12 protein-coding genes are annotated in these 12,875 nt (G+C 42.2%); 7 read left to right on the forward strand and 5 right to left on the reverse strand.

The features are described from left to right. Positions 1–275 precede the first annotated feature (275 nt). The gene (locus tag ACI2IW_RS09080) at positions 276–899 is read left to right on the forward strand and encodes a GNAT family N-acetyltransferase (protein ID WP_404693434.1); all 624 of its coding nucleotides are present in this window, start codon (positions 276–278) and stop codon (positions 897–899) included. Positions 900–943: 44 nt separating this feature from the next. On the opposite strand, the gene ACI2IW_RS09085 is transcribed toward ACI2IW_RS09080, so the two are convergent. The 4 genes from ACI2IW_RS09085 to ACI2IW_RS09100 form a co-directional block, all read right to left on the reverse strand. Next, complete coding sequence (locus ACI2IW_RS09085) at positions 944–1,156, reverse strand: hypothetical protein (protein ID WP_057761343.1); 213 nt, start codon at positions 1,154–1,156, stop codon at positions 944–946. Positions 1,157–1,404: 248 nt separating this feature from the next. Beyond that, positions 1,405–2,769, reverse strand: coding sequence for a glutathione-disulfide reductase (gorA, locus tag ACI2IW_RS09090; RefSeq protein WP_404693435.1), 1,365 nt, complete (start codon positions 2,767–2,769; stop codon positions 1,405–1,407). A gap of 174 nt (positions 2,770–2,943) precedes the next feature. Next, a complete protein-coding gene (locus ACI2IW_RS09095; RefSeq protein ID WP_160022269.1) occupies positions 2,944–3,396 on the reverse strand; it encodes a threonine/serine exporter family protein in 453 nt (150 codons plus the stop codon). Between the two features lies 1 nt (position 3,397). After that, positions 3,398–4,186 carry a threonine/serine exporter ThrE family protein gene (locus ACI2IW_RS09100; RefSeq protein ID WP_404693530.1) on the reverse strand — a complete coding sequence of 263 codons (789 nt, stop codon included), beginning with the start codon at positions 4,184–4,186 and terminating at the stop codon, positions 3,398–3,400. 133 nt (positions 4,187–4,319) lie between these two features. On the opposite strand from ACI2IW_RS09100, the gene ACI2IW_RS09105 reads away from it, so the two are divergent. The 4 genes from ACI2IW_RS09105 to ACI2IW_RS09120 all read left to right on the forward strand — a co-directional run bounded on the left by ACI2IW_RS09105 (position 4,320) and on the right by ACI2IW_RS09120 (position 7,046). Then, entirely contained in the window at positions 4,320–4,601 is a 282-nt protein-coding gene (locus ACI2IW_RS09105; protein WP_404693436.1) for a DUF503 domain-containing protein, read from the forward strand. 154 nt (positions 4,602–4,755) lie between these two features. Continuing rightward, positions 4,756–5,181: an AbiH family protein gene (locus ACI2IW_RS09110; RefSeq protein ID WP_404693437.1), complete on the forward strand. Its 426-nt coding sequence runs from the start codon at positions 4,756–4,758 to the stop codon at positions 5,179–5,181. A 153-nt stretch (positions 5,182–5,334) separates the two neighbouring features. Continuing rightward, entirely contained in the window at positions 5,335–6,147 is an 813-nt protein-coding gene (locus ACI2IW_RS09115) for an AbiH family protein (protein ID WP_404693438.1), read from the forward strand. Positions 6,148–6,416: 269 nt separating this feature from the next. Then, the gene (locus tag ACI2IW_RS09120; RefSeq protein ID WP_404693439.1) at positions 6,417–7,046 is read left to right on the forward strand and encodes a LysE family translocator; all 630 of its coding nucleotides are present in this window, start codon (positions 6,417–6,419) and stop codon (positions 7,044–7,046) included. Positions 7,047–7,161: 115 nt separating this feature from the next. On the opposite strand, the gene uvrA is transcribed toward ACI2IW_RS09120, so the two are convergent. Then, a complete protein-coding gene (uvrA, locus tag ACI2IW_RS09125) occupies positions 7,162–10,068 on the reverse strand; it encodes an excinuclease ABC subunit UvrA (protein WP_404693440.1) in 2,907 nt (968 codons plus the stop codon). Between the two features lie 683 nt (positions 10,069–10,751). Here uvrA and ACI2IW_RS09130 point away from each other — a divergent pair. Both ACI2IW_RS09130 and ACI2IW_RS09135 read left to right on the forward strand, forming a co-directional pair. Beyond that, positions 10,752–12,116 (forward strand): MFS transporter, encoded by a 1,365-nt coding sequence (locus ACI2IW_RS09130; RefSeq protein ID WP_404693441.1) that lies wholly within the window; start codon positions 10,752–10,754, stop codon positions 12,114–12,116. Positions 12,117–12,257: 141 nt separating this feature from the next. Beyond that, positions 12,258–12,869: a DUF3833 domain-containing protein gene (locus tag ACI2IW_RS09135; RefSeq protein WP_404693442.1), complete on the forward strand. Its 612-nt coding sequence runs from the start codon at positions 12,258–12,260 to the stop codon at positions 12,867–12,869. Positions 12,870–12,875: the final 6 nt, after the last annotated feature.

Below are 12,875 nucleotides of genomic sequence, written 5' to 3' on the forward strand. Positions count from 1 at the left end.
AAACATCGTCAGAAATCTTGCAAATATGTTCATATTAACGGCAATTTTTTCCTCGTTTATCTACAATTTTTCTCATTTTAAGCCTCATAATCTAATTAATGACATACCCCTAGACTGGCTTAGTGATCTAAGTCAGTTTTTTATAGTTAAATCTATATAGATCCGCTACATCGTCATCCTTGTTAAGTATACTAATGTATCACTTGCATTCGGTTTTCTTGTATCGAAACTATTTGAATGCAACTATACATAGACAGAAAAGGAAAAATTATAATATGAGCGAAAATAATATAAATAACAGCAATATAAAAACAGACCATTTTGATAAAGAGTCGGTATTTTTGCGTGAAGCGACACTAGAGGATATTGGCGCACTTGAGCAGTTATTGAACTGCTGCTATCGCGAGACAGCAGGTTGGACTAATGAGGCTGATTTGATCGGTGGTATTCGAACCACACCAGCGGAGCTTGCTGCTGTAATCAATGATCCTAAGCACTATTATTTCGTTTATCCAAAAACAACAACAGGCGACCGTGATGGAGAAGAAACGGGTGAAATACTTGGCTGTATCGCTGTCGATATCAAAACTGATGCTGACTCGAACAAAAAAGCCTATATCGGCATGTTTGCGGTACATCCTGTGCTACAAGGGAAGGGTGTTGGCAATGTGATTTTACAAGCGGCTGAGACCTTTGCAGATCGTCATTTACAGTCACTGAATCAGCCTAGCCGTCTGACTATGTCTATACTAAGTCATCGTCCTGAGCTTTTAGCGTACTATCAGCGCCGCGGTTATCAGTTCAATGGTAATAAAATGCCGTTTCCAAACGATGGCAATAATGGCGAGCCAAAGCGTGATGATTTGGAGCTATTAGAACTTGAAAAAATCGTCAGCTAATCAACTTGGCCCAGTAAAAAGCATTAAAAAATATTCTATCTAGCTCAACCCCAAAAATGTCCAAAGGTCATAAACAGACCAATACTCAGCAGCATAAATGCCACAATGATTAGGCGCTTGAACCAGTTAAATGCTGGCAAGCGCGTGGCATTATCATCCGACATTAGATAAGCGAACAAAAACAATAGGCTTGCTGCCAAGGTCATGATGCCAAGCCCAATTGGTAATATAAATAGATACACCTGCCACACAGTCATCTCTCAACGGTCAGTATTAATCGCATCATAGCAGCATCGGGATTGCGCTGTCAGTATGCCTTGCTTTAAATTTTTCAAAGCGAATAAATTATAGAAATTACAGTAATCATCAGGGCGATATAAAAGTTATAAGACGTTTTAGGTATGCGAGAATATATGCTTGCGTCAAGACTGACAATAAAAAAGGACGCTCAAATGGCGTCCTTTTTTATAATAGCTAAGAATAAGAGAAACGTTAAACAGTGAGCTTAACGCATCGTCACAAACTCTTCCGAACCAGTTGGATGAATGGCAACAGTATTATCAAAGTCAGCTTTAGTTGCGCCCATTTTGATAGCGACGGCAAAGCCTTGAATCATTTCATCGACGCCAAAACCAATACCATGCAAGCCAATGACTTTTTCATCATCGCCCAAGCATACTAGCTTCATGGTGCATTTTTGGCGATGCTGAGTCACCGCGCTATACATATCGGTAAAGCTTGAGGTATAACACTTGATGTTTTCTTTGCCATAGCGTTCTACCGCGTCGATCTCAGACAGGCCAATTGTACCGATAGCTGGATGGGTAAAAATCACCGTCGGTATCAACGTATAGTCTAAGTGCTCATTGGGCTTATTGTTAAACAGACGCTCAGATAAGCGGCGACCTGCGGCAATCGCTACAGGCGTTAGATCTACGCTATTCTCGATAATATCACCGACTGCATAAATACCATCGACATTGGTGTTTTGGAACTGATCGACTTTGATTTTACCCGTCTCGGTTGTCTCGACCCCTGTCACTTGCAGATTGATTCCATCAGTCGATGGCGCGCGACCAATCGCCCAAATCAAGCAGTCGACAGTGTCGATACAGTCTTCGCCGCCATCATTGGTGGTTAAATCGAGACTATCATCGTCATTTTTACTGACTTCACTGATTACCGTGTTGGTGTGCAACTTAATGCCGGCTTGTTCCATTTCTATCAGCAAAGTCTCTACGATAGTATGGTCAAACGTACGTAGTGGCGAGTGTTTACGTACATATAAATGCACTTCGGCACCCAGACTGTTTAACACGCCTGCGATCTCGACAGCGATATAGCCAGCACCTACAATCGCCACACGTTTTGGTAGATGGTTTAAGGCAAAGAAGCCATCAGAATCGATGCCGTATTCTGCACCTTTGATATCTGGCTGAATAGGATGACCGCCCGTAGCAATCAAAATATGGTCAGCGGTAATCAGCTCGCCATTTACTTCTACGGTATTGGTATCGACGAATTTGGCAAAGCCTTTGATCACTTCTACGCCGTTTTTTGCCAAGTTATTGTCATAAGCGCGGTGAATGTTTTCGATGTATTGTTGGCGGCTCTGTACCAGCTTTTGGAAGTCAAAACTTTTTAACTCAACATCAAAACCATAGTCTGGTGCATATTTGTGGATGGCTTCGGCTACTTGCGCGCCATACCACATTACTTTTTTGGGAACACAGCCCAAATTCACACAAGTGCCGCCCAGTTGGTTGGCTTCGATAATGGCGCATTTTTTGCCATAGCTGGCTGCACGGTTGAGTGACGCGATGCCGCCGCTACCGCCGCCAATAGAGATATAGTCATAATGTTTGGTCATAATACGGTCTCTTTATTAAGTTGTTATTAGTGCTGTTTCCGACTCTACTGTAATGGGTCTTATCATCCATCTTACAAGTTTTTTATGGTTAAGATGTGTTGAATCGCTTGACTACAAATGGTATTTAATTAAGAAAAGCCCGACATTTAGATATTTAAATCTACCTATAACCACTTATACAATAGGACGACGTCTATAAAATAACAGCCCCGGAATGGACAAGCCGAGCACCAATCCTGAGGTGACAAATAACGCTTCAAATAAGTACACCATCATTTGGCTAAATAACTCGTCTGAAAAGCCAAAGTAACCAATCTGTACCATGCTGACCATCGCCTTATAAGCGGCGATACCGGGCATCATACAGATGACACTGGGCGAGATGAGCGCTTTGGGTGGCAGAGTATATTTCTTAGAAAAATACACGCCCAAAAAGCTGGCAAGCATCGCCCCAAAAAAGCTAGCAACCACGATATGAATGTGCTGATAAACGAGTGCTGTCTTTAATCCAAAGCCAAATGCGGTCATCAGTAAACATGGCAAGATATAGCGTTTGGGTACGCTAAACATTAGCGTCCAACCAAGGGTAATGATACAAGACAGTACGACGGTTTTAATAAACCACATCTTAAAACCCCCAGTGCTGTATGCGAAGTAAAACCAGTGCCATCACGATACCGACGCACGCGGATAAGGTAAGCATATAGGTAAAGACCGCACGCCCAACGCCAATATTGACATAGCCCTTTAGGATATCGGACAAAGAGTTAATCAAAGGAAAGCTAGGTACCAATAGCAGTACACTGGAGGCAACAGCGATATCCGCATTATTGCCAATATCAAAATAATAGGTCGTCGCGCCAATGAGCGAGGCAATAAAAGCCGTCACAATGACGGTGATAAAAGGGTTAAAGTGGTGCTTGGATAGATATATACGAGTAAACATCGCCACCATACCCGCGATGAATGTCACCGCCGTAATCGACCAGCTACCGCCATTCAGGTAAGCAAATGCGGCACAAGACGCACCAACAAATATACTTACGAGCCATGTTGGATACACGGTCTTATCCAACTCATCAAAGGCAAGGGTCGTGCGGTCAATCAAATCGGTACTATCGACAGTGGCTTCAGTTTTATTAACGATTTGCTGGATTTGGACCAATAAATTGACATTGATGCTCTGATTGATCGTGTCTCTGGTAGTAGTGATACAGCGCTCGTCACAGATAGTCGTCAAGGTAATGGCATTAAAGTTCAGTGAACATTCGACGCTGTTCATCCCCAAGGCAAGCCCCAAGCGTTTGGACAAGTCCACCACCACGGCAGACTCAGCGCCATACTGCATAAGGAGTAATCCGCAGCGCACGCATAGTCGAGTAATGCGCTGCTGCTTTACGTAGCTGATAGAGGTCATGGGTGAGATACGCATGTTGGTTGGTATTGATACGCTATTATAAAGGGTCTGAATGGTGATGCGCAGCCATTATCGGATATTATGTTTGATGCTACTATTATAAAGCGTAAACCCCTATCGCAAGGAGCATAAAATGCATATCGCTATTTTGACGTTGACGTTCTCATTGCCCGGTTGTGGCTCGCTAAAAGAAAAACGCCACCGTATGGGGGGCTTGCATGCGCGCTTTGGTAATACGCCAAGTGTCGCGGTATGTGAAAGCGGGGAGCGTGATCGGCATGATGCCAGTGAGTGGACGTTTGTGATCGTTGGACTATCTAAACGTGAGGTCGAGTCGCAATATAGTCAAATTGAGGAAAAGATAGAGCGTACAGTAGATGCAAGAGTGATGAATATTGAGAGGGAGTTTGTTTAGACTAGGTATACTTGTAGAGAAACAAGTCTAATTTCAGCTCATACCTTAGCTACCCTAAGCTTATGAGTAGTTGCTAAAACCGAAGCTAAATAGCTTTTTAGAGCAGAAAGCCATAATATCTTTAAAGATTTACGATTAATAAAGGACTAGATGAATGAGTGAAAGAAAAAAAATATTGATATTAGGAAATGGCTTTGACTTAGCTCATTTTTTACCAACAAAATATGAACATTTTATTACCGCAATGTGCGCAGTAGAAAGGGCTCCTCTGAGTGAACCTCTATCATTTGATAATATTTTCCATGAGTTTTTAGTAGATGGAGATTCTTTTCTAAGCAAAACTAAGGAAATGTATAAAACTGAAGAAGTAAAAATTATAGTAGAAGATTTAAAAATTTTGAAAGAGAAAATATCTAGTAATGGATGGTTCCAGTATTTCAAAGATTACTTAGATAGCGGTATAGATACGTGGATAGATTTTGAAAACGAAATAAAAATTGTTTTAGATATTGTATGCTCTGTATTAGAAAAAAATTCTGATAAAAATGAAATAATCGATGTAAAGAATTATGAAGGTTAACTAAATATTATTGAAACTGAGTTTTTTGAATATTTTAATGCTAATAAAAATCATTATATCAATGTTCTGTTAAAACTAGGTATTTTAAGAAGTATATATGGATATAAAGATGAAGAAAATTTTGTAGAACTCAATAAAAATGAGTTTGACGATATGGATAACCAGTATGGTTATGATTCACTTACCGGATTTGGTAGGCCAAGTCCAGCATTTAAAGAGTTAAGTTTGAACGATGATTATGTAAAAAAGTACAAAGGTGAAGCGATTGGTATTCATACATACAAAGTAATCAAAAAAATGAATAATGACCTTCTAATTTTTATAGATATTTTTTCTATATATATTGATTTTATTGAAGGTTTAGTGCCAAGGAGTGATTTAAAAATACCTAGAGTATTAAGCGATATAGATAGTATCTATAGTTTTAACTATTCATCTACGACTAGTAGGCTATATGACAGAAATCATAGAAATTTTTTACATGGCAAAGCAGGGGAGGGTAATATTGTACTTGGAATATCAGAATTAGAAAATAAATTACTAATTAATGAAAAAGCATATGGATTCGTAAAATACTACCAAAAACTAGTAAATAATACTAATTACAAATTTCTTTCGGGAAATGAGGGTTTAAAGAGTCTTGAAAAAACCCACCAAAAAGGTTCAAGTTATTGGAATGTTCAACCGTATGAAATATATATATGGGGCCATTCGCTTGACTCTTCTGATAGTGACTATATCAAAGAGATTTTTTCTTTTAATAAAGGTGGTTATACTTCAATTTATTTAATTATTTATTATTTTCCTTCACCACATGCACAACTTGCAAATCTCATCTCAGTTATGGGTAAGGATATAATTGAAATGTGGATGAAGAAGGGTTGGCTGGAATTCGTTGAGGCACCTGATATTTACTCCCTTAACAATACAGAGGGTTATGTTGATGAACTTAGTAAATATTCATAAAGAGGAGTGTTTAGATAACGAGTATTGCTGATCAAAAATGTAGGCTATGAAAATATAGTAATTTGTTAGCATGATCGATTGATTTACTTATATATTAAAGACCCAAAAAAAGGCCACCCTATAAAGAGTAGCCTTTTATCACTCATTCAATAATTTATATTAGATTACGTCTTTGAGCCTATAAATATTCTAAAATAATCATACTAAACTAGAAATATGTTTATTCAATCAATTATACTTAAGGATTAGTAGGTACATAAAGGACTGTCATGACCATCAACACTATCCAGCTATTTACTTTCATCATTGCTGTATTCATATTTATCATGACACCGGGTCCTGGTGTGTTTGCCACGATTGCCAAAGCCATGACACAAGGGTCTTGGGCGGCGCTGCCCTTAATTATTGGGCTTGCTGCAGGGGATGCTATTTATATGGTGTTCTCAGCTTATGGACTGAGCGCGTTAGCAAGTAATTTTAATACACTGTTTACTATCGTTAAGTTTGTGGGTGCAGGCTATTTATTTTACTTGGCATACAAGATGTGGACGACGGTGCCGAGTGAAATTATCACTGGAGATATAGCGTTAAAGAATAAGAATGAGGGTTTAAAAAGTGTGATGTCAGGCTTTTTGGTGTCCATTAGCAATCCAAAAGTCATTTTATTCTACATAAGCTTATTACCTAGCTTTTTTCCAGTAACCAGCCTGACAGGGATAGATATTACGATTCTATGTCTAGTGATTTTTAGCTGCGCCATTGTTGCCATGATGATGTATGCCTTCATGGCGAGCTATGCGCAAAAACGTCTAAAAAGTCCTAAAGCGCGTCAGAAATTTAATCGAGTAGGGTCTTCATTTATGGGATTGGCTGGCACATGGTTGATCGCGAAGGGTTAGATTTGCTAGATGGCATTTAATACAAAGGGCGACTCTCAACAGCAACCCGAAATCCTACCCAGCAAAAAAGGCCACTCTATAAAGAGTGGCCTTTTATCAATCATTACTAACGGTATTAGCTGACTTCTTTCATACCTTGCTCAAGCATCGGCTTTAAGAATATACCCGTGTAGGATTCTTTGACTTCCGCCACTTCCTCAGGCGTACCTTCAGCGATGATCATACCGCCACCTTTACCGCCTTCAGGGCCTAGGTCGATTACCCAATCCGCTGTCTTAATGACATCTAAGTTATGTTCGATGACCACGATGGTATTACCTTTATCGCGTAGGGCATGCAGGATATTGAGCAGCTTATCGATATCATGGAAATGCAAACCAGTGGTTGGCTCATCCAAGATATACAGCGTCTGTCCCGTATCGCGTTTGGCAAGCTCACGCGCCAGTTTGACACGTTGCGCCTCACCACCTGATAGTGTTGGCGCAGACTGACCCAAGCGAATATAGCTCAGACCGACATCCATCAGTGCTTGCAGACGACGATAGATGGCTGGTATCGCTGAGAAGAACTCAACGGCATCTTCAACGGTCATATCAAGCACGTCAGCGATGGTTTTGCCTTTGTAGTGAATCTCTAGCGTCTCGCGGTTGTAGCGTTTGCCTTCACAGGTATCACATGGCACATACATGTCTGGTAGGAAATGCATCTCAACTTTGATTAGACCATCACCTTGGCACATCTCACAGCGTCCGCCTTTTACGTTGAAACTAAAGCGGCCAGGCTTATAACCACGGGCGCGCGCTTCTTGGGTCTGGGCAAACATCTCACGCACCGGGGTAAATACGCCAGTATAAGTCGCTGGGTTTGAGCGCGGTGTACGACCGATTGGGCTTTGATCGATGTCGACCATTTTGTCCAAATGCTCAAGACCGCTAATGCTTTCAAACTTATCGGCAATTAGCGTTGAGGCATTGTTTAACTGAGTCGCTGCCAATGGCATAAGCGTACGGTTAATCAAGGTCGATTTACCCGAACCTGAGACACCCGTCACACAAGTCATAATACCTACAGGAATAGTCAAATCTACATCGTGTAGGTTGTTGCCTGACGCGCCTTTTAGCTCGATGGTCATCGGTACTTTTTTGGCTTTGGCTTTACCCTTGACTTCCACATCAATGGTTTTGGCTTTATGACGAACAGTCGGAATCTCGATTTTCTTCTTACCAGACATATATTGTCCAGTCAGCGATTCTTTGTTTGCCATGATGTCATCGACCGTACCTTGAGCGATAATATGACCGCCATGTACGCCTGCACCGATACCGATATCAATCACATGATCTGCTTGGCGAATCGCATCCTCATCATGCTCAACGACCAGCACGGTATTGCCCAAATCACGCAAGCGTGTGAGGGTTTTTAGCAGGCGATCATTGTCACGCTGATGCAGACCGATTGACGGCTCATCAAGTACGTACATGACACCCATCAGACCTGCACCGATTTGGCTGGCTAGACGAATACGCTGTGCTTCACCGCCCGATAATGTCTCGGCAGAACGGGCAAGGGTCAAATAATCTAGCCCGACGCTGACGAGGAAGTTTAAACGCTCATTAATCTCTTTGAAGATTTTTTCGGCGACTTCACCTTTATGACCGCCAATCTTTAGCGTTTTATAATAGTCAGCCGCATCACCGATAGATAGCTTAACGATTTCTGCAATGGTCTGATCATCGACACGGACATTGCGTGAGATTTCATTCAGACGCGCGCCGTCACAGACGTTACAAGTGGTATCTGCCAGATATTTAGCTAACTCGTCACGGACAAGGTTACTTTGCGTCTTGGCATAACGACGCTCTAGGTAGGGAAGCACACCTTCAAATGGTACAGTCTTATTGGTTTTGCGTCCGCGCTCATCGGTAAAGTTAAAGGTGAGCTTTTCTTTGCCAGAGCCATGCATGATTAGGTCTTGCTGCTCTTTTGACAGATCTTGCCATGGTGCATCCATGTCGATTTTGAAATGCTTACAGACAGTGCTAAGCAAACCAAAGTAGTACGCATGACGCTTGTCCCAGCCATTGATTGCGCCTTGGTTAAGTGACTTCTCGTGATGAGTAATAAGTTTTTCAGCCGCGAAATATTGACGTTTGCCCAGACCGTCACAGCTTGGGCACGCGCCATATGGGTTGTTAAAACTAAACATACGCGGTTCAAGCTCAGGCACGGCACGATCACAGATAGGGCAGGAGTGCTTGGCTGACATGACCTGATTATCGTCACCACCTTCTTTTGGATTACCATCCATAAAGTGTAGCGTGACCAGCCCTTGACCCAAACGTAACGCCGTCTCTAAGCTCTCAGCGACACGGTTGCCTAAGTCATCACGAACCTTAAAGCGATCGACTACTACTTCGATGGTATGTTTTTTCTTTTTATCGAGGGTTGGTAGCTCGTCAGTGTCGTATACGTCGCCATCGACACGTACGCGGACAAAGCCTTGACCAATCAGCTGTTCAAGTAACACGGTATGCTCGCCTTTACGCTCACGAATCACCGGTGCCAAAATCATGAGTTTGGTATCTTCTGGCAAGGCCATGACTTGATCGACCATTTCGGTGACCGACTGCGCGACCATTGGCTCGCCATGCTCAGGGCAGTACGGCGTACCGATACGTGCGTAGAGCAGACGAAGATAGTCATAAATCTCGGTAATCGTACCGACGGTTGAGCGCGGGTTATGGTTGGTCGATTTTTGCTCAATAGCAATCGCAGGGGAGAGACCCTCGATGCTATCAACTTCCGGTTTTTCCATTTGGGAGAGGAACTGACGCGCATATGCCGACAAGCTCTCGACATAACGGCGTTGTCCTTCGGCATATAGCGTATCGAATGCCAGTGACGATTTACCAGAGCCAGATAGGCCAGTGATTACCACAAATTTGTCTCGTGGAATGTCTAAATTAATGTTTTTTAAATTATGAGTACGTGCGCCGCGTATTGCGATATGGTCATGTGCCATCGTTTATGGGTTTCCTATTTGCTAAAAGAGTATTGGGAAATATCTCAAATGAAAAGGTAAATACAGATCAGTAAAATTATTGGTTAAAAACGCGAATGATTTCTAAATTTATAATGTTGTTATAAATAGCTCTGTTATAAAAAATATGATTATAAATAGTGCTTTTATAAAGTGTTCGTACGTTCGTAAAGTAAGGGCTATACATGCCAATTTACTGTTTGCTTATTTTGCAGTCTTTGATGCGATTGATGTCTGTTCGACTAAGCAAATCTAAATCAAATCCCTGTTAAGTAACAGGCATCGTTTGTTATGGTTTTGACCAAAAATGTCATTTTGTAGAGGAGTTTGTCGTTTGAACTGTCGTTCGAGCTAATGACTAATAATGTTTACAACGCCTTACTTTATTGTTATGGCGACCGCATTATTCAAGGTGTGATTGCGCATCTGACGCAGTTGGTAACAAAATAATCTCGTAATATGAATGGCTTGGGTTGAGGGCGCATACGTTACTGCATCAGTAAGACAAAAGTCTCGGCAACCAAACGGCGAATGTCTTATACTAGGGGGCTTGATTTATAGGCCAATGCCTTGATAAACCAGTAGTGATAAATCATGGTATGGCACAGTGTTAGTCGTGAAAGATAGCAATGAGCAACCAGCAATGATCAACCAGTGAGGCAAGTATGAATAGCGTAGAGAAACGGGCAATCCTCGGAGTCGGTGGCATCTTTGCCTTACGTATGATTGGCTTGTTTATGATTGTGCCAGTATTTTCTGTCTATGGTGATAATTATGCACACGCGACGCCGTTTTTGATTGGTTTGGCCGTTGGTATTTATGGCTTAGGGCAGGCCATCTTTCAGATACCGATGAGTTTGGCTGCTGATAAATTCCCGCGTAAGCCTATTATCTTTTTGGGATTGATACTATTCGCTGTCGGCGGCATGATTGCGGCAAATGCGACAGATATTTACGAAGTGATCATTGGTCGGGCGCTGGCGGGTAGTGGTGCGGTCTCTGCTGTGCTTATGGCACTATTGGCTGATGTGACTCGTGAAGAGATGCGTACCAAAGCGATGGCCACGATGGGTCTGACGATTGCGACCTCTATCATGCTCGCCTTCGCTTTTGGGCCATTATTAGTCGGATCGCTCGGTATCTCTGGGCTGTTTTGGCTAACTTCAGGATTTGCTATATTGGCGATGCTGCTATTAGTGGTAGTACCGACGCCTATGCGCGTGCTCAAGCATAATCTGGATAACAAAACCATCGGTCAACAGTTAGCCACTGTCCTTAAGGTTGGCGATCTTAACCGCTTACATATCGGTATCTTTGCGCTACATCTAACGATGACGGCGATATTTGTGATATTGCCGCACCAGCTTAGTGACGTACTTGGCTTGTCAGTACGTCAGCAAGGCATGGTGTATTTGCCGCTATTGTTTATTGGCTTCGCCATCGCGATACCGTTTATTATCATCGCTGAAAAGAAACGCAAAATGCGTCAGGTTTTTTTGGGTGCGATTGCATTAATGACCGCCGCTTTAGCAATACTCGCGCTTGGTAGTCAGGTCGGTGTTGGTATTATATTTGGTTTGCTGCTGTACTTTATGGGCTTTAACCTGCTTGAGGCGACGATTCCCTCATGGATATCTAAGCGTGCACCAGTCGCCAATAAAGCGACCGCGATGGGGCTTAACTCTTCTAGTCAGTTCTTTGGTGCATTTGTAGGCGGGGCAATGGGTGGTCTGTTATTAAGCCAGCCTAATTTGTTGGCGTGGGGCATACTGGCTATTATTATGGGTGCCGCACTGCTTATTATTATTCCCATTTCTCAGCCACCTTATCTATCGAGCACGACGGTTACTATTCCCAAAGACATCAATATCCAAGACTGGTCACGACAAATGCTGGCAGTAGATGGTGTTGATGAGTTGGTCGTCATGGCAAAAGAGCAAGTCGCTTATTTGAAGTTAGATAAGACACAGTTGACGGATGATTCACGTCAGCAGCTATCGAGTTTGGCGCAAAGTCCGCTAGATATTTAATACGATATATAACAGCTTTAGGCTTATGTTTTTATATAGAAACAAAGCCAAATAGCAAAAATTGCACAGACAGCAATCTCATAAACCACCAATATCAATCAATAGAAACTAACTATTTATCTCTATTTAAAAGGAATTAATATGAGTAAATTTAAGATGCTGTCTGGTAGTATCATTGAGGGTAAAAAGAAGGCGCATCGCTCAATAGCTAAGTTAACAGTAGGTCTTGGTTTATCAGCCATGCTGCTGACCTCTGGTTGCGCTACGCAAAATATTCAGGCGTATCAGAACACCACACCAACGCTCGACATGCATGAGTTTTTTTCGGGACAAATCGATGGTTGGGGTATGTTCCAAGGTCGAAATGGTGAAGTCAAGAAGCGCTTTTATGTCGATATTGATGCAACCCATGAGGGAGATGATGTCATTGTCCTAAACGAGAAATTCTCGTGGGCAGATGGCACGAAATCACAGCGTATATGGCGTCTGACTGAGCAGACAGATGGCAGCTGGAAAGGTGTGGCAGGTGATGTCATTGGCGAGGCAACAGGGCAAGTGGTTGGCAATACGTTGCACTGGAATTACTTATTAGAGTTACCTGTCGAGGACAAAACCTACAAAGTAACGTTCGATGATTGGATGTATCTTATCAATGAGGATGTCATGCTCAATCGCTCAGTGATGAAAAAATTTGGCGTAGAGCTGGGTAGCGTGACATTGAGCATGCATCGTAAGCCTTCTGATGCTAACTAGAAATCT

It is taken from the genome of Psychrobacter sp. NPDC078501, from assembly GCF_044900935.1.
Lineage (GTDB): Bacteria > Pseudomonadota > Gammaproteobacteria > Pseudomonadales > Moraxellaceae > Psychrobacter.